22 protein-coding genes and 1 other RNA gene are annotated in these 21407 nt (G+C 65.3%); 14 read left to right on the plus strand and 9 right to left on the minus strand.

The features are described 5' to 3' along the window. Positions 1-256: 256 nt before the first annotated feature. Entirely contained in the window at positions 257-1735 is a 1479-nt protein-coding gene (locus KMZ68_RS24300; protein ID WP_371741387.1) for a sensor histidine kinase, read from the minus strand. A gap of 384 nt (positions 1736-2119) precedes the next feature. Here KMZ68_RS24300 and rpmH point away from each other — a divergent pair, with 384 nt between their 5' ends. The 10 genes from rpmH to dapE all read left to right on the plus strand — a co-directional run bounded on the left by rpmH (position 2120) and on the right by dapE (position 10720). After that, the gene (gene rpmH, locus KMZ68_RS24305; protein ID WP_008542748.1) at positions 2120-2254 is read left to right on the plus strand and encodes a 50S ribosomal protein L34; all 135 of its coding nucleotides are present in this window, start codon (positions 2120-2122) and stop codon (positions 2252-2254) included. A gap of 25 nt (positions 2255-2279) precedes the next feature. Next, positions 2280-2636 carry a ribonuclease P protein component gene (gene rnpA, locus KMZ68_RS24310; RefSeq protein ID WP_215613644.1) on the plus strand — a complete coding sequence of 119 codons (357 nt, stop codon included), beginning with the start codon at positions 2280-2282 and terminating at the stop codon, positions 2634-2636. Positions 2637-2654: 18 nt separating this feature from the next. Further along, positions 2655-4526: a membrane protein insertase YidC gene (gene yidC / locus KMZ68_RS24315; protein WP_215613645.1), complete on the plus strand. Its 1872-nt coding sequence runs from the start codon at positions 2655-2657 to the stop codon at positions 4524-4526. 123 nt (positions 4527-4649) lie between these two features. Further along, positions 4650-5303, plus strand: a complete 654-nt coding sequence (yihA, locus tag KMZ68_RS24320; protein ID WP_215613646.1) for a ribosome biogenesis GTP-binding protein YihA/YsxC — start codon at positions 4650-4652, stop codon at positions 5301-5303. Positions 5304-5305: 2 nt separating this feature from the next. Beyond that, complete coding sequence (locus KMZ68_RS24325; protein ID WP_215613647.1) at positions 5306-5680, plus strand: DUF423 domain-containing protein; 375 nt, start codon at positions 5306-5308, stop codon at positions 5678-5680. Positions 5681-5757: 77 nt separating this feature from the next. After that, complete coding sequence (argB, locus tag KMZ68_RS24330) at positions 5758-6654, plus strand: acetylglutamate kinase (RefSeq protein WP_215603859.1); 897 nt, start codon at positions 5758-5760, stop codon at positions 6652-6654. A 50-nt stretch (positions 6655-6704) separates the two neighbouring features. Next, positions 6705-7718, plus strand: a complete 1014-nt coding sequence (locus tag KMZ68_RS24335; RefSeq protein WP_215616455.1) for a DUF1036 domain-containing protein — start codon at positions 6705-6707, stop codon at positions 7716-7718. Between the two features lie 159 nt (positions 7719-7877). After that, positions 7878-8573, plus strand: a complete 696-nt coding sequence (locus tag KMZ68_RS24340) for a pyrimidine 5'-nucleotidase (RefSeq protein WP_215613648.1) — start codon at positions 7878-7880, stop codon at positions 8571-8573. A 143-nt stretch (positions 8574-8716) separates the two neighbouring features. Further along, positions 8717-9562: a 2,3,4,5-tetrahydropyridine-2,6-dicarboxylate N-succinyltransferase gene (gene dapD / locus KMZ68_RS24345; RefSeq protein WP_215613649.1), complete on the plus strand. Its 846-nt coding sequence runs from the start codon at positions 8717-8719 to the stop codon at positions 9560-9562. A gap of 3 nt (positions 9563-9565) precedes the next feature. After that, entirely contained in the window at positions 9566-10720 is a 1155-nt protein-coding gene (gene dapE / locus KMZ68_RS24350; RefSeq protein WP_215613650.1) for a succinyl-diaminopimelate desuccinylase, read from the plus strand. On the opposite strand, the gene truA is transcribed toward dapE, so the two are convergent. The 3 genes from truA to def all read right to left on the minus strand — a co-directional run bounded on the left by truA (position 10717) and on the right by def (position 13066). Continuing rightward, positions 10717-11454 carry a tRNA pseudouridine(38-40) synthase TruA gene (gene truA / locus KMZ68_RS24355; RefSeq protein WP_215613651.1) on the minus strand — a complete coding sequence of 246 codons (738 nt, stop codon included), beginning with the start codon at positions 11452-11454 and terminating at the stop codon, positions 10717-10719. The genes dapE and truA overlap by 4 nt on opposite strands. Further along, positions 11454-12386, minus strand: coding sequence for a methionyl-tRNA formyltransferase (gene fmt / locus KMZ68_RS24360; protein WP_215613652.1), 933 nt, complete (start codon positions 12384-12386; stop codon positions 11454-11456). The genes truA and fmt overlap by 1 nt, the downstream gene beginning before the upstream one ends. 152 nt (positions 12387-12538) lie before the next feature. Beyond that, on the minus strand, positions 12539-13066 hold the full coding sequence (def, locus tag KMZ68_RS24365; protein WP_215613653.1) for a peptide deformylase: 528 nt from the start codon (positions 13064-13066) through the stop codon (positions 12539-12541). Positions 13067-13256: 190 nt separating this feature from the next. Between def and KMZ68_RS24370 the strand changes: the two genes are divergently transcribed. After that, positions 13257-14465 carry a DNA recombination protein RmuC gene (locus KMZ68_RS24370; RefSeq protein WP_215613654.1) on the plus strand — a complete coding sequence of 403 codons (1209 nt, stop codon included), beginning with the start codon at positions 13257-13259 and terminating at the stop codon, positions 14463-14465. 245 nt (positions 14466-14710) lie between these two features. Continuing rightward, positions 14711-16084 (plus strand): AmpG family muropeptide MFS transporter, encoded by a 1374-nt coding sequence (locus tag KMZ68_RS24375; RefSeq protein ID WP_215613655.1) that lies wholly within the window; start codon positions 14711-14713, stop codon positions 16082-16084. Positions 16085-16262: 178 nt separating this feature from the next. Here KMZ68_RS24375 and KMZ68_RS24380 read toward each other — a convergent pair whose 3' ends face one another. From KMZ68_RS24380 to ffs, 5 genes are all read right to left on the minus strand, one after another. After that, positions 16263-16691: a hypothetical protein gene (locus KMZ68_RS24380; RefSeq protein ID WP_215603868.1), complete on the minus strand. Its 429-nt coding sequence runs from the start codon at positions 16689-16691 to the stop codon at positions 16263-16265. Between the two features lie 25 nt (positions 16692-16716). Next, positions 16717-17322 (minus strand): recombination mediator RecR, encoded by a 606-nt coding sequence (gene recR / locus KMZ68_RS24385; RefSeq protein ID WP_215613656.1) that lies wholly within the window; start codon positions 17320-17322, stop codon positions 16717-16719. A 5-nt stretch (positions 17323-17327) separates the two neighbouring features. Continuing rightward, positions 17328-17648: a YbaB/EbfC family nucleoid-associated protein gene (locus KMZ68_RS24390; RefSeq protein ID WP_215613657.1), complete on the minus strand. Its 321-nt coding sequence runs from the start codon at positions 17646-17648 to the stop codon at positions 17328-17330. A 120-nt stretch (positions 17649-17768) separates the two neighbouring features. Continuing rightward, positions 17769-19622 carry a DNA polymerase III subunit gamma/tau gene (locus tag KMZ68_RS24395; RefSeq protein WP_215613658.1) on the minus strand — a complete coding sequence of 618 codons (1854 nt, stop codon included), beginning with the start codon at positions 19620-19622 and terminating at the stop codon, positions 17769-17771. A 106-nt stretch (positions 19623-19728) separates the two neighbouring features. Beyond that, positions 19729-19825: signal recognition particle sRNA small type (ffs, locus tag KMZ68_RS24400), an RNA gene on the minus strand. Positions 19826-20019: 194 nt separating this feature from the next. Between ffs and KMZ68_RS24405 the strand changes: the two genes are divergently transcribed. Continuing rightward, positions 20020-20445, plus strand: coding sequence for an HIT domain-containing protein (locus KMZ68_RS24405; protein WP_215613659.1), 426 nt, complete (start codon positions 20020-20022; stop codon positions 20443-20445). 4 nt (positions 20446-20449) lie between these two features. Further along, positions 20450-21400 (plus strand): NAD(+) diphosphatase, encoded by a 951-nt coding sequence (nudC, locus tag KMZ68_RS24410; protein ID WP_215613660.1) that lies wholly within the window; start codon positions 20450-20452, stop codon positions 21398-21400. Positions 21401-21407 lie beyond the last annotated feature (7 nt).

Here is a 21407-nt window from a genome sequence, read left to right on the forward strand (position 1 = left end):
TTTTTCGCTAGGCATCTTGGGCCTAAGGCCCCGCATGCGTTCCGAAAGTTGTCCGGAAGGTCGCGAAAGAGCGCTTTAGCTACCCGCTCCGGCCCGGATTGGCAAGGTCCGGCAGGCGGTATCTGCGAACGGCAGCGGAGGTAATTTTCACTGTCAGGGGCATGTGCCAGCGCGAACCCGGAATCTCGTGCAAATTCCTCTGGATTCCGGGTTCGATGCTCTCGCATCGCCCCGGAATGACGATATGGGGTGGTTCTTACGCTCGCGCCCGCTCGTTGCGCACGCTCTGCAGTTCCACCGGCCGGTCCGGGATCGTGATCCGGAAGGTGGCGCCGATGGTGCCTTCCACCAGATGGATCTCGCCGCCATGGGCGCGGACCAGTTCGGCGGCGATGGCGAGGCCGAGCCCGCTGCCGCCGGGCCGCCCTGAGGTCTGGAACGCCTCGAACAGGTGCTCGCGGGCCTTTGGCGGGACGCCGGGGCCGGTGTCGGAAACCTCCATGATGGCGACCGAACCCTCGCGGCGGCCGGTGATGCGAATCTGCATGGCCGCGACGTCGCTTTTCGGGCGGCTTTCGAGCGCCTGCGCGGCGTTGCGCACGAGGTTGAGCAGCACCCGGAACAGCTGGTCGGGGTCGGCGTCGACCGAGAGCCCACGCTCGATCGCGCTGATCCAGGCGATCGACGCCTCGGTGGCGAGCCCTGCGGATTCCCGCACCTCGGCCACCACGGGCTCGATCAGCGTCATGCGGCGGTCGGGCGAGGCCTCCTGGGCGCGGCCATAGGACAAGGTCGACTGGCAGAACGCGATGGCGCGCTCCAAAGAGCGCATCAGTTTCGGCGCAAAGCGCTGCACCCGGGGATCGGGCACGCTGGCGAGCTGGTCCGACAACAGCTGCGAGGACGCCAGAAGATTGCGCAGGTCGTGGTTGATCTTGGATACCGCAAGCCCAAGGGCGGCGAGCCGGCTCTTCTGATGCAGCATCGACACCAGATCGCGCTGCATGTCGGACAATTCGCGCTCGGCGACGCCGATCTCGTCGCCGCGCTGGCTGGGCACGATGATGTGGGCCGAACTCTCGGGATTTTCGTGGAATCCGACCAGGCTCGCGGTCAGCCGCCGCATCGGCCGCACGAACAGGTAATGCAAGGCAAGGTAGACGAGACCTGCGGTCAATCCCGCGATCAGCAGCGAAACCACCAGCACGTTGCCGGAAAAGCGGTACATCGCCTGGCGCAGCGGCGCTTCGTCGATCACCACTTCGATGAACTGGGCGCCGCCCGGCGCCGGCCCGACCACGCGGATCGTTTGATTGCCGGTTTCCAGCATGATCTCGAACGCATCGACGATGGCCGACCACACCGTGATCTCGCGCATGTCGACGTCGTGGTCGATCGCCGGCGGCAGATCGGCGCTGGCGAGCAGCCGGCGCTGCTGCCCCATCTTGATGGCGACCGCGCGGGCGCCGATGCTTTTCAGGATTTGCCGCGACAGCGAATCCGGGACCATGCCCGACGGGGCGGCATCGAGCACCAGCGCGGCGGTATTGGCCGCGGCGAGCCGGTCGTTCAGGCGGTTCATCCGGAAATTGGCGATCGCCGGCACGTAGATCATGAGCCCTGCGATCATCACCAGCGGAATGGTCAGCAGCAGCAGCTTTCCGGACAGCCCAAGCCGGCGCGGCGGCCCGGGCCGCGGCGTTTCGGTGGCTGGCTGTGGGTCGGTCACTGACACGAATCTGCCTCGATAGCGCGGATTTGAGGATGCGTTTGGCCGTCGCACCGGTCAAATTACGGATCGCTAATGTCCGCCTGTTCCGGATCTAATGGGCAGGCGTGCTGGTCGCCATCCTCGCCCTCAAAAACACCGCGAAAACCGATATATTCGCGCCAATTGCGCCGTTTCGAAGGGCCTCAATTGCGGCATCCCGCAACATTGACGAAAACAGGACGCTCCCGTATAAGCCGCGCCAACTGTCCGCGATGACCCGGTCCGACCGGGGCGGCTCGTTTTTGGGCCGGAAACGGCCCGTTCGGGGCCGAACAGCATCATCGGACTTACCTCATTAATCAGGCAAATTGCCGGCTTAGCCTGCCAATTGTCAGCGGAGAACGACCCGTGAAGCGGACTTATCAACCCAGCAAACTGGTGCGCAAGCGCCGTCACGGCTTCCGCGCCCGTCTGGCGACCGCCGGCGGCCGCAAGGTCCTCGCCGCGCGCCGCGCCCGGGGCCGCAAGCGTCTGAGCGCCTGAGCCCGGGCTTCCCGGAGATTCCAGCATGGATCGGCTAAGGCAGCGGGCGGACTTCCTCGCCGTTGCCAATGGCGCGCGGGCCAACAGCGCTGCCTTCGTGCTGCAGGGCCGCCGCCGCGACGATGAAGGTCCGATCCGGATCGGCTTCACGGTCACCAAAAAGAACGGCACCGCCACCGAGCGCAATCGCATCCGGCGCAGGCTTCGCGAACTGGTGAAGCGGCTGGACGTCATATCCATGCGACCGCACAGTGATTATGTGCTAGTCGGCCGTCGGGCCGCCCTTACCTGCGACTTTGCGACCATGCTCGACGATCTCCGCTCGGCGCTGCATCGCCTCGAGCGGCAGCCATCCAGGACGGCAAGCCGCCATCCGAATTGAATGACGAGACCTTGAACGATGACCGATAATCGCAACACCATCCTCGCCGTCATTCTGTCCGGCCTCGTGCTGATCGGCTGGCAATATTTCTACAATGTCCCGCAGATGGAGAAGCAGCGCGCTCAGCAGGCCCAGAGCGAGCAGGCCAAGCAGCCCGCGCCGCAGGCCGGCACCCCGGCCACCCCCTCGGCCACGCCGCAGGCCGGCACGCCGTCAGCCAATGCGCCTGCGCCGAGCCAGCCGGCGTCGGCGCCGCTGGTGGTCACCCGCGAGGTCGCCATCAACGCCAACCCGCGCATCAAGATCGAGACCCCGCGGGTCTCCGGCAGCATTTCCCTGAAGGGCGCGCGAATCGACGATCTGGCGCTGGTGCAGTTCCGCAACACCGTCGATCCCAAATCGCCCGCGATCGTGCTGTTCTCGCCTTCCGGCACGGCGACGCCCTATTACGCGGAATTCGGCTGGGTCGCCGCCGCCGGCTCGACGGTGCGGATACCCGATCAGAACACGGTATGGCAGCAGGAAGGCTCGGGCAGCCTCGCGCCGAACAGCCCGGTGACGCTGAAATACGACAATGGCGACGGCCTCACCTTCCGCCGCACCATTTCGATCGACGAGCGCTATCTCTTCACCATCAAGGACGACGTCACCAATATCGGCAATGCGCCGGTCACGCTCTATCCATTCGCGCTGATCTCGCGGCACGGCACCCCGCATGTCGAGGGCTACTACATCCTGCATGAAGGCCTGATCGGCTATCTCGGCGAGCAGGGCCTGCAGGAGTACGGCTACAAGAAGATCGACGACGACAAGGTGAAGACCTTCAATGTCACCAATGGCTGGCTCGGCATCACCGACAAGTACTGGGCCTCGGCGCTGCTCCCGGACACAACCGCAAAGCTGCAGGCGCGGTTCTCGTCCAACCTGGTCGGCGCCACGCGCACCTATCAGACCGACTATCTGCAGGATCCGCAGACCATCGCGATCGGCGGCACCGGCTCTTCCAATGCACGGCTGTTCGCCGGCGCCAAGGAAGCCAGCGTGGTCGGCATCAATTTTCCGTTCGCCGGCCTCGGCGGCTACAACAAGCAGCTTGGGCTGAACCACTTCGATCTCCTGATCGACTGGGGCTGGTTCTATTTCATCACCAAGCCGATGTTCCTGGCGCTGGACTTCTTCTACCATCTGGTCGGCAATTTCGGCGTCGCCATCCTGCTGGTGACCGTGCTGGTGAAGCTGCTGTTCTTCCCGCTGGCCAACAAGTCCTACGCCTCGATGGCGAAGATGAAGTCGGTGCAGCCGCAGCTGGCCGCGCTGAAGGAGCGCTTTCCCGACGACAAGGTGAAGCAGCAGCAGGAGATGATGGAAATCTACAAGAAGGAGAAGATCAACCCGATCGCCGGTTGTCTTCCCGTCGCCTTGCAGATTCCGGTGTTCTTCTCGCTCTACAAGGTGCTGTTCGTCACCATCGAAATGCGCCACGCGCCGTTCTACGGCTGGATCAAGGACCTGTCGGCGCCCGATCCGACCACGATCTTCAACCTGTTCGGACTTCTTCCGTTCGATCCGATGACGCTCGGACCAGCGATCGGCCCGTATCTGATGCTGGGCGTCTGGCCGATCATCATGGGGCTCACGATGTGGTTCCAGATGAAGCTCAATCCGACGCCGCCGGATCCGACCCAGAAGATGATCTTCGACTGGATGCCGCTGATCTTCACCTTCATGCTCGCCTCGTTCCCGGCGGGGCTCGTGATCTACTGGGCGTGGAACAACCTGCTTTCGGTGCTGCAGCAGAGCTACATCATGCGCCGCAACGGCGTGAAGGTGGAATTGTTCGACAACCTCAAGGCCACCTTCGCGCCGAAGAAGGCGGAGCAGAAGACCTGACAACGACCCTCATCCCGAGGAGCGCGCTCTGGCGCGCGTCTCGAGGGATGGGCCACGGGCCTCATGGTTCGAGACGGCGCTGAAGAAGCGCCTCCTCACCATGAGGACACAGAAAGCCTGCACATGACCGCCGCCGACACCGATGCTGACCTGATCGAGCAGGGCAGAAAACTGTTCGCCGGCGACTGGCAGTTCATCTGGGCCTCGCCCTCGATCGAAACGCTGCCGCCGATGGCGGGCGTGGAGGTCGCCTTCGCCGGCCGTTCCAATGTCGGCAAATCCAGCCTGATCAACGCGCTGACCGGCCGCAACGCGCTGGCGCGGACCTCGCATACGCCGGGCCGCACCCAGGAACTGATCTTCTTCGAAGGCCCCGACAATATGGGCTTCCGGCTGGTCGACATGCCCGGCTACGGCTACGCCTCCGCACCAAAGGCGAAAGTCGCGTCATGGACCGCGTTGATCCACAAATTCCTGCAGGGCCGCGCCAGCCTGGCGCGGGTCTATGTGCTGATCGATGCCCGGCACGGCCTCAAGGAGGTCGATCTCGACGTGCTGAAGACGCTCGATAAATCTGCCGTCAGCTATCAGGTCGTGCTCACCAAGGCCGATCAGGTGAAGCCGGCCGAGCTGGAGCAGCGCGTCGTCGACATCAAGGCGGTGCTGGCCAAACATCCCGCCGCCTTTCCGGAAATCCTGGTGACCTCCTCGCGCACCGGCGCCGGCATGCCGGAATTGCGCGCCGCCATGGTGCGGCTGCTCGCCGAGCGGAGTTGACGATGGAAGCGCGGCTGTCCCGCATCCTGATCGTGCTGGCCGGCGTCATGGGCGCCGACGGCGTGATCATGGCAGCGGCCTCCGCGCATCAGCCCGATGCCGCCCGGCTGGCGTCGGCGTCATCGATGCTGCTGTTTCACGCCCTGGCCGTGCTCGGCGCCGTGGCGCTGGCCGAGCGCGGCGTCATTCATGCCCGGATCGGAATCCTGGCCGCATCGGGCTTCGTCCTCGCCACCGCCCTGTTCGCCGGCGACCTGACGCTGCGGCAATATGCCGGCCATGGCCTGTTCCCCTTTGCCGCCCCGACCGGCGGCACGCTCTTGATCGCAAGCTGGCTGGCGCTGGCCGTGGCCGCCGCATGGCCGCGGCGCGGTTGAGGGGCCACCGAGGCTTTGCGCCTCGTCGACCAATCAGATAGAAACCGCCCCACCCCAGAGACCAAGAGACCCGCTTCATGACCGACGCGCCGCATATCAGTCCGCTCGATCAGGCCCGCATCCTGTCCGAGGCGCTGCCGCACATGCAGCAGTATGACGAGGAAACCATCGTCATCAAATATGGCGGCCATGCCATGGGTGCGGAAGAAACCGCCAAGGCATTCGCCCGCGACATCGTTCTCCTGGAACAGACCGCCATCAATCCTGTCGTGGTGCATGGCGGCGGGCCGCAGATCGCGACCATGCTGAAGCGGCTCGGCATCCAGTCCGAATTCGCCGCCGGCCTGCGCATCACCGACGCCGCCACCATCGAGATCGTCGAGATGGTTTTGGCCGGTTCGATCAACAAGCAGCTGGTCGGCTACATCAACGAGGCCGGCGGCAAGGCCGTCGGCCTGTGCGGCAAGGACGGCAACATGGTGATGGCGTCGAAGGCGACGCGCTCGATGGTCGATCCGGATTCCAACATCGAGAAGGTGGTCGATCTCGGCTTCGTCGGCGAACCCGAGAAGGTCGACCTCACGCTGTTGAACCAGTTGATCGGCCATGAACTGATCCCGGTGCTGGCGCCGCTGGCGACATCGCAAAGCGGGCAGACCTTCAACGTCAACGCCGACACCTTTGCCGGCGCGGTTGCCGGCGCGCTCAAGGCCAAGCGGCTATTGCTCCTGACCGACGTTCCCGGCGTGCTCGACAAGTCGAAGAAGCTGATTCCGGAACTGTCGGTGAAGGAGGCGCGCAAGCTGATCGCCGACGGCACCATTTCCGGCGGCATGATTCCCAAGGTCGAGACCTGCATCTACGCGCTCGAGCAGGGCGTGCAGGGCGTCGTCATCATCGACGGCAAGACGCCGCACGCGGTGCTGCTCGAACTGTTCACCAACCAGGGCACCGGCACGCTGATCCACAAGTGACCCGCGCAATGTTCCCGCCCCCGACGTTCATGCGCCGCTTCCGCGCAGCGATGCGGCGATACGGGGCGCGCACGGCCGTCGCGCTGCCGGCCGCGACGATCTCGTTTTTCTTTTCATCGGCGCCGGCTTTTGCCGACCTGAAACTCTGTAACCGCATGAGTTATGTGGTCGAGGCCGCCATCGGCATCGACGACAAGGCCGCCACCGCGACCCGCGGCTGGTTCCGCATCGATCCGGCGGCGTGCCGCGTCGTCGCACAGGGCACGCTGACCGCCGACCGCATCCTGCTCAATGCCCGCGCGCTCGGCGTTTACGGCTCCTCGCCGGTGCCGCAGAGCGGCAACGACACGCTGTGCATCGCGCCCGACAATTTCGTCATTGCAGCGGCGCGCCAGTGCCGCCACGGACAGACGCCGGCGCCGTTTACCCAGATCCATCCGACGCAGACCGACGACGGCAATCTGGTCGCCTATCTCGCCGAAGACAGCGAATATGACGACGAGCAGGCAAGGCTCGCCGGCATCCAGCGGCTCCTGGTGATCGCGGGCTACGATGCGGCGCCGATCGACGGCGTCGACGGTCCGAAGACGCAAGCAGCGCTGGCGGCGTTCCTGAAGAACCGCGGGCTGACGGCCGACATCGTGCAATCGCCGAAATTCTTTGCGACCATGATCGAGGCGGTGCAGTCGCCGTCTTCCACCGGGCTGACCTGGTGCAACGACACCCCGCACAAGATCATGGCTGCGGTCGGCACCGACGACGGCAAGACCTTGACCAGCCGCGGCTGGTACCGCATCGACCCCGGCAAGTGCCTGCATCCCGACGTAACGGGCCAGCCGAAGCAGATCTTCAGTTTCGCCGAGGCGGTCGACGGCGAGAACCGCGCGCTCAGGATCAAGGACAAGCCGCTGAACTGGGGCGGCGCCACCCAGCTTTGCACGCGCGAGAGCAAGTTCGAGATCAACGATCAAAGCGATTGCGGCAACCGCGGGCTCACCGTGACCGGCTTTGCCGCCGTCGACATGAGCGGCGGCGGCAAGACCCTGCGCTTTGCGATGCCGTGATGAACGTCTCGTCGTCCCCGCGCACGTGCGGAGCCATAACCACAGGATTGCGTCATTGTCGCTGACATCGCCCCAAGCCAAAACCAACCGGCATCGTGCCCCTCACGACCGCCGCGGCATGGGTCCCGGCGCTCGCCGGGTCGACAAGGTGAGAGAGCGATGAGAACGCCCCGCCCCTTCACCCATATCGACACCTGGGTATTCGATCTCGACAACACGCTGTATCCGCATCACGTCAATCTGTGGCAGCAGGTCGACGCCCGGATCGGCGAGTTCGTCAGCGCCTGGCTGAAGATATCCGCCGAAGAAGCCCGCGTGATCCAGAAGGATTATTACCGCCGCTACGGCACCACCATGCGCGGCATGATGACCGAGCACGGCGTGCACGCCGACGACTACCTCGCTTATGTGCATCGAATAGACCATTCGCCGCTGGAGCCGAATCCGGCAATGGGCGCTGCGATCGCCAGACTTCCCGGGCGCAAGCTGATCCTGACCAACGGCTCGACCGACCATGCCGACGCGGTTCTGGCACGGCTCGGCATCGGCGAACATTTCGAGGCGGTGTTCGACATCATCGCCGCCGAGCTGGAGCCGAAGCCGGCGCCGCAGACCTATCGGAAGTTCCTCAGGGATCACGGGGTCACCCCCGAAACCTCGACGATGTTCGAGGATCTGGCGCGCAACCTCGTGGTGCCGCACCAGCTCGGCATGACCACGGTGCTGGTGGTGCCCGACGGCAGCCAGGACGTGGTGCGCGAAGACTGGGAACTCGAAGGCCGCGATGCCGCCCACGTCGATCATGTCACGGATGATCTAACCGGGTTTTTGGAGAAGCTGGGCGCGACGCGGTAAGCCATCACTCCATCGACTCGTCGTCCCGGCGTTCGCCGGGACGACAGCCTACTCAGTCTTGACTCTCCGCCCTCAAATCCCGACAAAAGCCCTCCCAAATCGCCGCCCTGATTGCCCCCCGCGCGCTCCCCAAGGAAATCTCGATGTCTCTCGCCTCCCTCGAATCCACCGTCAACTCCGCCTTCGAAGCCCGCGACGGCGTTTCGACGTCGACCAAGGGCGAAGTCCGCGAGGCCGTGGACCATGCGCTCGAACTGCTCGACAAGGGCGAGGCGCGTGTTGCCGAGCGCGAGGCCAGCGGCAAGTGGAAGGTCAATCAGTGGCTGAAAAAGGCGGTGCTGCTGTCGTTCCGCCTCAACGACATGAGCGCGATTCCGGGCGGCCCCGGCAAGGCGGCGTGGTGGGACAAGGTGCCGTCGAAATTCGAGGGCTGGGGCGAGAACCGATTCCGCGACGCCGGCTTTCGCGCGGTCCCCGGCGCCATCGTGCGCCGCTCGGCCTTCATCGCCCGCAACGTCGTGCTGATGCCGTCCTTCGTCAATCTCGGCGCCTATGTCGATGAATCGACCATGATCGACACCTGGTCCACGGTCGGCTCCTGCGCCCAGATCGGCAAGCGCGTGCACATTTCCGGCGGCGTCGGCATCGGCGGCGTGCTGGAGCCGCTGCAGGCCGAACCCGTGATCGTCGAGGACGATTGCTTCATCGGCGCGCGCTCGGAAGTCGCCGAAGGCGTGATCGTGCGCAAGGGCGCGGTGCTCGCGATGGGCGTGTTCCTCGGCGCCTCCACCAAGATCGTCGACCGCGAAACCGGCGAGACCTTCATCGGCGAAGTGCCGGAATATGCCGTGGTGGTGCCCGGCACCCTGCCGGCCCGCCCGCTGAAGAACGGCCAGCCCGGCCCGTCCACCGCCTGCGCCGTGATCGTCAAGCGCGTCGACGAGCGCACCCGCGCCAAGACCAGCATCAACGAGCTGCTGCGGGACTAGGGCATGACCGATGCCCTTTCCATCGCCCGCGACCTGGTCCGCTGTCCCTCGGTCACCCCCGCTGATGCCGGCGCGCTCGGCGTTCTCGAAAACATCCTGAAGGCCGCCGGCTTTACGGTGCATCGCGTCACCTTCGGCGAACCCGGCACATCAGATATCGACAATCTCTATGCCCGCATCGGCGACTCCGCGCCGCACATCACCTTCGCCGGGCATACCGACGTGGTGCCGCCGGGCGATGAGAGCGCCTGGAGCCATGGCGCGTTCTCGGGCGAGGTCAAGGACGGCCTGCTATACGGGCGCGGCGCGGTCGACATGAAGGGCGGCATCGCCTGCAGCGTCGCGGCGGTGCTGGAATATCTCGCCGCGAATGGCGGCAAGCCAAAGGGCTCGATCTCGTTTTTGATCACCGGCGACGAGGAAGACATTTCCGTCAACGGCACCATCAAGCTCCTGCAATGGGTGGCGGCGCGCGGCGAGAAGTTCGACCATTGCGTGCTCGGCGAACCCTCCAATGTCGAGGTGCTGGGGGACTGCATCAAGATCGGCCGCCGCGGCTCATTGCATGGCATGCTTTACGTCGATGGCATCCAGGGCCACGTCGCCTATCCGCACCGCGCGTCGAATCCGGTACCGGATATTTCGCGATTAATCGTGGCGCTCAGCGACGAGCCGCTCGACCACGGCAGCGCCCAGTTCCAGGCCTCGAACCTCGAATTCACCTCCGTCGACGTCGGCAACAAGGCCGGCAACGTGATCCCCGGCCAGGCGCGGGCGAAGTTCAACATCCGCTTCAACGATCTGCACACCCAGGAGACGCTGCGGCAGCTGGTCGACGAGCGCCTGGCGAAAGCCTGCGGCAACCGGATCCGCGCCCGGATCGTGTGGGAGCCCTCCAATTCCAACGTGTTCGTGACCAAGCCCGGCCCCTTCACCGATCTCGCGGTCGCCGCGATCGAGGAAGTCACCGGCCGCAAGCCGGAACTCTCCACCTCCGGCGGCACCTCGGACGCGCGCTTCATCGCCAGCTATTGCCCTGTGATCGAGTTCGGCCTGGTCGGCCAGACCATGCACCAAATCGACGAGCGCACGCCGGTTGCCGACCTGGAAAAGCTGACGAGGATCTATCGCGGCGTGCTGGACCGGTATTTCGCCTAGTAGTCTACCCGCACCAGATAGAGTCCGTCGGGCGGCGCGACCGGGCCGCAGGCGGCGCGGCTGCGGGCGTCGAGCGCTTTCTGCAGGTCCTCGGCGTTCCAGCGGCCCTCGCCGACCCAGACCAGCGATCCCACCATCGAGCGCACCTGGCTGTGCAGGAACGAGCGCGCCGAGGTGACGATGTTGACGGCGTCGCCGTCCCTGATCACGTCGAGCTGGTCGAGCGTCTTCTCCGGCGATTTGGCCTGGCATTCGGTGTCGCGAAACGTGGTGAAGTCGAACTTGCCGACCAGCAGCTGCGCGGCCTCATGCATCGCGTCCGCGTCGAGCGGCCGCGGCAGCCGCCAGACCTTGCCGATATCGAGCGCGAGATTGGCGCGGCGGTTCGATATCCGGTAGAGGTAATGGCGCTTCTTCGCCGAGAACCGCGCCTCGAACGTATCGGGCACGACCTCCGCTGACAGCACGCCGATCGGATGCGGCCTCAAATGCGCATTCAGCCCGTCGCGAAAACGGCCCGGCACGAAATGCTTGGCAATATCGCAATGCGCGACCTGCCCCAGTGCATGCACCCCGGCGTCGGTGCGGCCGGCGCCGTGCACGCGCACCTGCTCGCCGCAGATCGCTTTCACCGCATCTTCCAGCGCGCCCTGCACCGACGCGCCGTTTTCCTGCAGCTGCCAGCCGCAGAACGGGCTGCCGTCATATTCGATGATGAGCTTGTAGCGGGGCATCAGACCAGCCGCATCGGCGGCTGCAGCGGGGTGCCGCGCAGGAAGACGTCCGCCTTCATCGGCGCCTTGCCGGCGCGCTGCAACTCGAGAATCCGGATTGCGCCGTCCCGGCAAGCTATCGCGAGGCGATCGTCGAGCAGATCGCCCGGCTCGCCGGAACCATCAGCCGGTTCGCAGCGCAGGATTTTCACGCGGACCTGCTCGCCGTCGATGGGCAATTCGCACCACGCGCCGGGAAACGGCGACAACCCGTGAATGTGGCGCAGCACGTCGCGTGCCGGCCGGTTCCAGTCGATCCGCGCCTCGGCCTTTTCGACCTTGGCGGCGTAGGTGACGCCGTCGGCGCTTTGCCTGGTCAGCTGCAATTTGCCGCGTTCCAGCGCGCCCATCGCGCGCACCATCAAATCAGCGCCGAGCGGCGCCAGCGCGTCGTGCAGGTCGGCCGCGGTCATCGCATCCGTGATCGCCAGCCGCTCGGCCATCGCGACGTCGCCGGTATCGAGTCCGACATCCATCTTCATCACCATCACGCCAGACTCGGCATCGCCGGCCATGATGGCGCGGTTGATCGGCGCCGCGCCGCGCCAACGCGGCAGCAGCGAGGCATGCAGGTTGAAGCAGCCAAGCGGTGGGGCGTCGAGAATGGCCTGCGGCAGGATCATGCCATAGGCGACGACCACTGCCGCGTCGGCGTCGTGCGCGCGAAACTCCTCCAGCGCTTCCGGTGTCTTCAGGGTCGCAGGCGTCAACACGGGGATGCCGAGCCGCCGCGCTTCTTGCTCGACCGGGGTCGGCTGCAGTTTCATGCCGCGCCCGGCGGGCTTCGCCGCGCGGGTGTAGACGGCCGCTATCTCGTGGCCATGGGCCACCAGTTCCAGCAACGTCGGCACCGCGAAATCGGGCGTGCCCATGAAGATCAAGCGGAGCGGCATAAAGAGTTGTCCTGAGGCTATCCGTCATGGCCGGGCTTGTCCCGGCCATCTACGTCTTTGGCGCGGCGAGAAGAACGTGGATGCCCGGCACATCTGGCGCAAAGACGCGCTTCGCGCTTTAGGCCGGGCATGACGGCTGATGAATCGCGGCCCTACTCCGCCGCCCTCTTCGCGGCCTTGGTGAACTTCTTCAGCACGCGGTCGCGTTTCAGCTTCGACAGATAGTCCACGAACAGCACGCCGTTGAGGTGATCGATCTCGTGCTGGATGCAGGTGGCGAACAGGCCCTCGGCGTCTTCCTCATGCACCTTGCCGTCGAGATCGGTGAAGCGGATGCGTACCTGCGCCGGCCGCTCCACTTCCTCGTAATAGTCAGGGATCGACAGGCAGCCCTCCTCGTAGACCGACATCTCTTCCGACGACGACAGGATCTCCGGATTGATGAAGACGCGCGGCAGCGGCTTGGTCTCGCCCTCATCGCTTTTCTTGGCGAGGTCCATGGTGATCAGCCGCAGCGGCTGGGCGACCTGGATCGCCGCGAGCCCGATGCCGGGCGCGTCGTACATGGTCTCGAACATGTCGTCGGCGAGCTTGCGGATCTCCGTCGTGACCTTCTCGACGGGCCTGGAGATCAGCCGCAGCTGCTTGTCCGGCAGGATGATGATTTCTCTGAGTGCCATGATTTCTCTAAGTGCCCTGGCGGGCGATTTAAGCTGCTGATTTGCCGGGGTCAATGCGCCGGCGGAACTGGTTTACCGACGGTTAGCCACGAATATTAGCCAAATATTAACCACGAAAATTAACCCGAAGTTCACCTTAAATGTTCCCTCTTCGTTCGCGTTCAAGAGCGAATCGGCTACAAGTTCTGCCATGAACGAGATTCTTCTCACGATCGGCGACTGGCCGGTCCACACCGGCGAGGCGCTGATCGGCTTCGGCGCGCTGGCGCTGGCTCTGCTCCTCACCATCGCCATCGTGATCGCGCGGTCGGGCAGGCGCGGCGCGGAACTGGCGATGGCGCAGGCCATCCGGGCCGACGAACTGGAAGAGCGGCTCAGCGAAATGCTGCGCGCCCAGAGCGAGGCCACCGGTCGCGTCGACGCCATGGGCCAGGCGCTGGCCGGCCGCCAGGCCGACATGGCGCGCGCGGTCAGCGAGCGGCTCGATTCGGTCACCCATCGCGTCGGCCAGTCGATGGAACAGACCACCCGCAACACCATGGATTCCCTGCGCGTGCTGCACGAGCGGCTCGGCATCATCGACAATGCGCATAAAAATCTCACCGACCTGACCTCGCAGGTGACGACGCTGCGCGACGTGCTCGCCAACAAGCAGTCACGCGGCGCCTTCGGCCAGGCCCGGATGGAAGCTATCGTCCAGGACGGCATGCCGAAGGGGGCTTACGAATTCCAGTACACGCTTTCCTCCGGCAAGCGGCCGGATTGCGTGGTGTTCCTCCCCGATCAGCGGCCGCTCTGCATCGACGCCAAGTTCCCGCTGGAAGCCATGACCGCGCTGCATGACGCGCGCAGCGACGAGGAACGGAAATTCGCCACGCAGCGGCTGCGCGCCGACGTGATGAAGCATGTCAGCGACATCGCCGAGAAATACCTGATCGCCGGCGAGACCCAGGACACCGCGCTGATGTTCGTGCCATCGGAATCGGTCTACGCCGAAATCCACGACGGTTTCGACGACGTGATCCAGAAGGCCTATCGCGCCCGCGTCGTGCTGGTGTCGCCGTCGCTGCTGATGCTGGCGATCCAGGTGATGCAGCAGATCCTCAAGGACGCGCGGATGCGCGACGCCGCCGACCAGATCCGCACCGAGGTGCTCAACCTCGGCGACGATCTCAATCGCCTCCGCGACCGCGTGCTGAAGCTGCAAAAGCATTTCGGCGACGTCAACGAGGACGTCCGCCAGATCCTGATCTCCGCCGACAAGATCGAAAAACGGGCGGGACGGATCGAGGAACTCGATTTCAGCAAGGCGGAAGCGCCTGCCGAGCCCGCAGGCATCGTCAAGCCGGTCGCGCCGGAGCTGTTCCCATTGCCGCGCAAGCTGCAGGCGGGGGAATAACACCAACTGTCATTACCCGGCTCTTCCTTCCCTTCTCCCCTTGTGGGAGAAGGTGGTTCTCGCGAAGCGAGGACCGGATGAGGGGTCTCTATCCGCGGAGACAGACCCCTCACCCGCCCGCGATGCTTCGCCATAGCCGATGCAAAGCATCGGCGTCTTGTCTAAGAACGGCGGTCGAAGACCGCCTATGCCCCCTCTCCCACAAGGGGAGAGGGGAAGAAGCGCGAATCTGCTAGCACTGCGGCATGACATCCACACCCGAAGCTGCCACCAAACCGCCATCCGTCCGCTCCGCGCCCCGCGCCTCCTGGCGCGAAGGATGGGCGGTATACCTGCAGCGGCGGGTCCTGATCGTGCTGCTGCTCGGCTTTTCCTCCGGGCTGCCGCTGGCGCTGTCGGGGTCGACGCTGCTGGTATGGATGCGCGAGTCCGGCGTCGATCTCGGCACCATCGGGCTGTTCGCGCTGGTCGGCACGCCCTACACGCTGAAATTCCTGTGGGCGCCGCTGGTCGATGCGCTGCATGTGCCGTTTTTCACGCGTGCGTTCGGCCGCAGGCGCGGTTGGCTGGTATTCTCGCAACTGTTGCTGATCGGCGCGATCCTGCTGCTGGCGCTGACCGACCCGGCGCGCTCGCCGCTGTTCGTGGCGCTCGGTGCGCTTTTGGTTGCGACGATGTCCTCGACCCAGGACATCGTGGTCGATGCGTTTCGCGTCGAGAGCCTGCCCGAGAGCGAACAGGCCGCCGGCATGGCTTCCTATGTCGCGGCCTACCGCATCGGCATGCTGGTCTCGACCGCGGGCGCGCTGTTCATGGTGAGCGCGTTCGAATCAACCGGCCTGACGCGCGGCTCGGCATGGATGTGGGGCTACGTGGCGATGGCGGCGCTGGTGCTGATCGGCACCGTCACGGCGCTGGCCGCCACCGAGCCCGGCCAATCGGCGCGCGCGGAAGCCGCCACAAGCGCGGACAGCGCATTCACGCGCGTGATGCATGCGGCGGTAGGCGCGTTCTCCGAATTTCTCGTCCGAAAGGATGCGTTGGCGGCGCTCGCCTTCGTGGTGCTGTTCAAATTCACCGACGCGTTTTCCGGCACCATGACCGCGCCGTTCGTGATCGACCTCGGCTTCACCCGCAACGACTACGCCGCCATCGTCAAAGGCGTCGGCCTTGCCGCCACCCTGATCGGCGGCTTCGCCGGCGGCTATGTGGCGCGGCGCTATCCACTGGCCGCCAGCCTGTGGATCGGCGGCGTGCTGCAGGCGATCGCCAACCTGTCGTTCTCCTGGCTCGCCTATGTCGGCGTCAATCAATGGGCGCTGGCGTTTGCGATCTCGGCGGAAAATTTCACCAGCGCGATCGGCACCGTGATCTTCGTCGCCTATCTGTCGGCGCTGTGCAAGAATCCGCTGCACACCGCTACACAGTATGCGCTGCTTACCGCGCTCGCCGCGGTGGGACGCACCTATCTGTCGTCAGGCGCGGGCTATGTGGCGAAGGCGACCGGCTGGCCGCTGTTCTTCGCGATCTGCGTCGTGGTCGCGGTGCCGAGCCTGATCCTGCTGGCCTGGCTGCAGCGGCGCGGGCATTTCGACGAGTTGGGGCCGGTGAAGGTTTAAGCGGCGAGTTGGCAACGCGGCGTCAGCATCCTCAGTTGTCGTCCCCGCGAAGGCGGGGACCCGGTATTCCAGAGCAGCTGCGATAGAACCGAGAGAGCACGGCGCACTGGGTCGCCCGGTCAAGCCGGGCGATGACAGCGGTATTTGTGGGCGACGACTTCGTGCGGACGGCCCTGTCTCAATGCTTCGTCACCACGCTCCACTTCGTCACCACGGCCTCGCTCATCTGCCCGGCGTCCTGCGCGCAGGCGACTTCGTCGACCTTGATCGAGATTTCCTTGCCGATGAAGCCCTTCAGTTGCGCGGCCTGGGCGTCGCTGGAGGTGACGAGCTGGAACGTCTCGGGGCCGGTCTCGAGGTTGCAGAGCCCGTTCGGCGGCGGCAGCCGGCGCGGTTCGCTGGTGAGCTGGTAGGTGGCGACGCGCTTGCCCTTCTTGGCCCCGCGGACCTTCATGGCGTTGAGCTCTCCCGACAGCACGTCGCCGGCCTTGATCGGCTTGCCCGGCTTCGGCACCGGTTGCGCCTGCTGTGCCCAGCCGGATGGAGCGGCGAGAGCCACCATCATTGCCGCAAAAGCCAGGCGTCCGGCGAATCGTCGTTTCGTCATGTCGATCAGTTCCGTCTCTTGATTGCTAGAACAACGTACGCTGCCGCATGGCTGCGGACAGCGTGCCTTCGTCGAGATAATCGAGTTCGCCGCCCACCGGCACGCCGTGGGCCAGCCTCGTCACCTTGACGTTTGCCTCCTGCAGGAGGTCGGTGATGTAATGCGCGGTGGTCTGGCCGTCCACGGTCGCATTCAACGCCAGAATGATTTCCGTCACCCGCGGGTCGTGGGCGCGCGCCACCAGCGCGTCGATGGTGAGGTCCTGCGGGCCGACGCCATCGAGCGGCGACAGCGTCGCGCCGAGCACGTGATAGAAACCGTTGGTGGCATGCGCGCGTTCCAGCGCCCAGAGATCGGCGACATCGGCGACCACGACGATGATCGAGGGATCGCGCCGCGGATCGGTGCACACCGTGCAGGGATTTTGCGTATCGATATTGCCGCAGGTCTTGCAGACCTGGATCTTGTCGATCGCCACCTGCAGCGCGCCCGCAAGCGGCGTCATCAGCGCCTCGCGTTTCTTGATCAGATGCAGCGCCGCGCGCCGCGCCGAACGCGGGCCGAGCCCCGGCAGCCGCGCCAGCAGCTGGATCAGGCGTTCGATTTCGGGACCGGCAACCGCGGAAGACATGCCGGCTAGCCGAGACCCAATCCGGGCGGCAGCCCGAGCCCGCCGGTCAGCGCCTGCATCTTCTCCTGCATCGCGGCTTCCGCCTTGCGCTGCGCGTCGTTATGCGCGGTCACCAGCAGATCCTCGAGGATTTCGCGCTCGTCCGCCTTCATCAGCGAGGGATCGATCCTGACCGCCTTGACCTGCATCTTCGCGGTCATGCGCACGGCGACCAGCCCGCCGCCGGAAACGCCCTCGACCTCGACATTGCCGAGCTCTTCCTGCATCGCCTGCATCTTCGATTGCAGCTGGGCTGCCTGTTTCATCATGCCGAGGAAATCAGCCATGAATGCTTCCCTTTGAGATTCCAGAGCCCCGATTCGATTGTATCAGAATCGAGGCTCCATTCGTTTGTTTTGACGCGCGTCTTCCTGACGCGAACCGTTATCCGCTTCGCTCGAAACGCCCTAGAAATCGTCGCTGTCGGGACGCTCGGCGGGATCTTCTCCGCTAGCATCGGATTCCGGCGGCTCGGGGGCAAGCCGGCGGACCTCGACCACCTTGGCGCCGGGGAATCGCGCCAGCACCTCCTGTACCCTGGGATCGGCTTCCGCGGCGCGCTCGCGCTGGCTTTTCTGCAACTCGTTCTGCGACCGCAGCGTCGGCTGTCCGGCCTCGTTGGACACGATCACGGTCCAGCGCCGCCCGGTCCATTGCTCCAGCTTGCGCGAGAGATCGTTGATCAGGGTCCGCGCCGCGCTGCGCTCCAGCGCCAGTTCGAGCCGGCCGTCCTCGATCCGGACCAGGCGGACATCGGCTTCCAGCGCGGCTTTTGTCAACAGATCGCGCTTCTCGCCGGCCAGCGCCACCAGTTCCGGATAGCTTGCGATCCTGAGCGCTGCGGGTGCGGACTGCGTCTCCGCCATCGGCGCCATCATTTGCGGGCGTGCCGAAGGTTCGGCGCTGGCGCGCGGCGCGGCAGACGCGCGCGGCGCCGAGGCCGGCATCGAAGACATCGTCGAAGCGGGCGCCGTCCGCGCCGATGCTGCGCTTGCTGCGGCAACCGGCGAAGCGCCGCCATTCTGTTCGATCATCCGGATCGCCTCGTCCGGCGTCGGCAAATCCGCGACATAGGCGATGCGCACCAGCACCATTTCCGCGGCCGCCGCCGGCCGGGTCGCGGCCTGCACCTCGGTGATGCCCTTGAGCAGCATCTGCCACATCCGCGACAGCACCCGCATCGACAGCTTGGACGCGAAATCGCGGGCGCGCACGCGCTCGGTCTCGCCGAAGGCGACGTTGTCGGCCGTTGCCGGCACGATCTTGACGCGGGTGACGAAGTTGACGAATTCGGCGAGATCGGACAGCACCACGATCGGATCGGCGCCGGTGTCGTATTGCTCGCGGAATTCCCTGAAGGCGCTGGCGATGTCGCCGCGCGCCAACTGTTCGAACAGATCGATCACCCGGGTGCGGTCGGCGAGGCCGAGCATCTGCCGCACCGCATCGGCGCGCACCGGGCCCGCCGCATGCGCGATCGCCTGGTCGAACAGCGACAGCGAATCGCGCACCGAGCCTTCCGCCGCGCGCGCCAGGATGCCGAGCGCCTCCGGCTCGACCTCGACGTTCTCCTTCGCCGCGATATTGGCAAGATGCCCCATCAGCACGTCGGCGTCGACCCGGCGCATGTCGAACCGCTGGCAGCGCGACAGCACCGTGACCGGCACTTTGCGGATTTCGGTGGTGGCGAACACGAATTTGGCGTGCTCGGGCGGCTCTTCCAGCGTCTTCAGGAACGCGTTGAACGCCGCGGTCGAGAGCATGTGGACTTCGTCGATGATGTAGACCTTGTAGCGGGCGCTGGCCGGCGCATAGCGCACGCTGTCGTTGATCTGGCGCACGTCGTCGACGCCGGTATGGGACGCGGCGTCCATTTCCAGCACGTCCATGTGCCGGCTTTCCATGATCGCCTGGCAATGCACGCCCGGCACCGGCATGTGGATGGTCGGCCCCTTCACCGAGCCGTCCGGCAGCTCGTAATTCAGCGCGCGGGCGAGAATCCGCGCCGTGGTGGTCTTGCCGACGCCGCGCACGCCGGTCAGGATCCAGGCCTGCGGAATCCGCCCGGTTTCGAACGCGTTGGAAACGGTACGGACCACGGCATCCTGGCCGATCAGGTCGTCGAAGCTGGACGGGCGGTATTTCCGCGCCAGCACGCGGTAATGCTTGCCGGCCTCCGGCGGGCCGCCGAGATCGAAGCCGCCCTGATGGGCGCTTTCGGCATCGTTTGGGGGCGTTACGGGGATGCCAGCGTCGGTCATCGATCGATCCGCAATTGATTGTCTCTCGAAGCCGGCTTGCGGAAAGGGAGCCGAATCCAGCACAGCACGGGATAGCCCATCTTGCGCGATTCGCTCGAAAAAACAGGTAGGAGACTGACGAGCGACCCGATCCGGACCTCGTTAGGGCTGCTTCCTTCCGGACCTGACCCGGTTGGCGAGTGGCTCGTCCACCGCCAATCTCCCGGTCCTTATTTGGGGCCAAAAGCCCCGGAAAGCAAGCGGGGCGAGACCGGTTTGCGGGACTTGCTCAAAAAGGCGGAAAGGCATTAGTTGCCGTCATGGCCGGGCTTGTCCCGGCCATCCACGTCTTGCTTTGCTGCCAAACAAGGAAGACGTGGATGCCCGGCACAAGGCCGGGCATGACGAGGGAACATGTATGCCTTCTGACGCTCCCGCCTGGTCGCTGCACTCACAGCTCAAAAAGGACACCATCGACATCGGCGACCTGCCGCTGTGCCGGGTGCTCGTGATCAAGGACGCCCACTACCCCTGGCTGCTGCTGGTGCCGCGCCGGCCCGACGCCGTCGAGATCATCGACCTCAGCGAGATCGAGCAGGCGCAGTTGATGACCGAGATCAACCGCGTCGCCCGGGCCCTGAAGGAAGTCACCAAGTGCGACAAGCTGAATATCGCAGCGCTGGGCAATCTGGTGCCGCAACTGCACGTTCATATCATCGCGCGGCGCTCCAGCGACGCCGCCTGGCCGCGTCCAGTCTGGGGGGTGATGCCGCCGCTGGCGCACGACGCCGAAGAAGTCCAGAATTTCATCAGCGCACTGCGCCGCAAGATTTGGCTTGGTTGAACCCATGACAGCATTCGACAAGTTTCCACTGGGGCGGCCCGCCTTCGTCACCAATATTCTGGATCGCGCCGCGCATCTGCGCTCGAACGACGAGAAACTGCTCGCTCTGGAAGGGCATCGCGACGCCCGCGCCTATGTGGTGCATCGCGATTCGCTGGTGGTGAAGCAGGAAGCCGGCGGCCCCCGCGCGCTCTTGACCATCGACGAGGCGCTGAAATTCGGCGCCAATCCGGGCACGATCTTCCTCGGCCTGCGCGACGGCGCGCCGGTGTTCGGCATGGGCATCCCGGCCGCATCGGTCGAGAAGCTCCTGACCCGCGACGACGTCGCCGTCACCGAGTTGCGCGGCATGGCGATGCAGGGCGTGATCCCGCCCGAGCAGCTCTCGGCGATCGCGATGGCGAAATCGATGGTGAGCTGGCATCAGCGCCACGGCTATTGCGCCAATTGCGGAACCCGCACCGCCATGAAGGAAGGCGGCTGGAAGCGCGACTGCCCGAACTGCAAGGCCGAGCATTTTCCGCGCACCGATCCCGTCGTGATCATGCTGGTGACATCAGGCGACAAATGCCTGATGGGCCGGCAGAAGCAGTTTCCGCCGGGCATGTGGTCGTGTCTGGCGGGTTTCGTCGAGGCCGCCGAGACCATCGAGGACGCGGTCCGCCGCGAAATCTTCGAGGAATCCGGGGTCCACTGCACCGACGTGAGCTACTACATGACGCAGCCCTGGCCCTATCCGTCATCCCTGATGATCGGATGCACCGCGCGCGCCACCAGCGAGGAGATCATCGTCGATCACGCCGAACTGGAGGATGCCCGCTGGTTCGACCGCGCCGAGGCCACGCTGATGATCAAGCGGCAGCATCCCGACGGCCTCGCCGGACCGCATCCGTTTGCGATTGCCCACCATTTGCTCGGACGCTGGCTGCATGAGGGTCCGGACGCGCGCACATAGCGGGGAA

This window comes from Bradyrhizobium sediminis, from assembly GCF_018736105.1.
Lineage (GTDB): Bacteria > Pseudomonadota > Alphaproteobacteria > Rhizobiales > Xanthobacteraceae > Bradyrhizobium.

What these genes read in the sequence shown, in the direction of transcription:
- dapE (WP_215613650.1), top strand. Translation starts at nt 9,566, where the DNA reads ATGACCGATGCCCTTTCCATCGCCCGCGACCTGGTCCGCTGTCCCTCG.
- KMZ68_RS24340 (WP_215613648.1), top strand. Translation starts at nt 7,878, where the DNA reads ATGAGAACGCCCCGCCCCTTCACCCATATCGACACCTGGGTATTCGAT.
- KMZ68_RS24335 (WP_215616455.1), top strand. Translation starts at nt 6,705, where the DNA reads ATGCGGCGATACGGGGCGCGCACGGCCGTCGCGCTGCCGGCCGCGACG.
- KMZ68_RS24370 (WP_215613654.1), top strand. Translation starts at nt 13,257, where the DNA reads ATGAACGAGATTCTTCTCACGATCGGCGACTGGCCGGTCCACACCGGC.
- KMZ68_RS24325 (WP_215613647.1), top strand. Translation starts at nt 5,306, where the DNA reads ATGGAAGCGCGGCTGTCCCGCATCCTGATCGTGCTGGCCGGCGTCATG.
- KMZ68_RS24390 (WP_215613657.1), bottom strand. Translation starts at nt 17,648, where the DNA reads ATGGCTGATTTCCTCGGCATGATGAAACAGGCAGCCCAGCTGCAATCG.
- recR (WP_215613656.1), bottom strand. Translation starts at nt 17,322, where the DNA reads ATGTCTTCCGCGGTTGCCGGTCCCGAAATCGAACGCCTGATCCAGCTG.
- nudC (WP_215613660.1), top strand. Translation starts at nt 20,450, where the DNA reads ATGACAGCATTCGACAAGTTTCCACTGGGGCGGCCCGCCTTCGTCACC.
- rnpA (WP_215613644.1), top strand. Translation starts at nt 2,280, where the DNA reads ATGGATCGGCTAAGGCAGCGGGCGGACTTCCTCGCCGTTGCCAATGGC.
- truA (WP_215613651.1), bottom strand. Translation starts at nt 11,454, where the DNA reads ATGCCCCGCTACAAGCTCATCATCGAATATGACGGCAGCCCGTTCTGC.
- KMZ68_RS24375 (WP_215613655.1), top strand. Translation starts at nt 14,711, where the DNA reads ATGACATCCACACCCGAAGCTGCCACCAAACCGCCATCCGTCCGCTCC.
- KMZ68_RS24395 (WP_215613658.1), bottom strand. Translation starts at nt 19,622, where the DNA reads ATGACCGACGCTGGCATCCCCGTAACGCCCCCAAACGATGCCGAAAGC.
- def (WP_215613653.1), bottom strand. Translation starts at nt 13,066, where the DNA reads ATGGCACTCAGAGAAATCATCATCCTGCCGGACAAGCAGCTGCGGCTG.
- yihA (WP_215613646.1), top strand. Translation starts at nt 4,650, where the DNA reads ATGACCGCCGCCGACACCGATGCTGACCTGATCGAGCAGGGCAGAAAA.
- KMZ68_RS24405 (WP_215613659.1), top strand. Translation starts at nt 20,020, where the DNA reads ATGCCTTCTGACGCTCCCGCCTGGTCGCTGCACTCACAGCTCAAAAAG.
- fmt (WP_215613652.1), bottom strand. Translation starts at nt 12,386, where the DNA reads ATGCCGCTCCGCTTGATCTTCATGGGCACGCCCGATTTCGCGGTGCCG.
- argB (WP_215603859.1), top strand. Translation starts at nt 5,758, where the DNA reads ATGACCGACGCGCCGCATATCAGTCCGCTCGATCAGGCCCGCATCCTG.
- yidC (WP_215613645.1), top strand. Translation starts at nt 2,655, where the DNA reads ATGACCGATAATCGCAACACCATCCTCGCCGTCATTCTGTCCGGCCTC.
- KMZ68_RS24380 (WP_215603868.1), bottom strand. Translation starts at nt 16,691, where the DNA reads ATGACGAAACGACGATTCGCCGGACGCCTGGCTTTTGCGGCAATGATG.
- dapD (WP_215613649.1), top strand. Translation starts at nt 8,717, where the DNA reads ATGTCTCTCGCCTCCCTCGAATCCACCGTCAACTCCGCCTTCGAAGCC.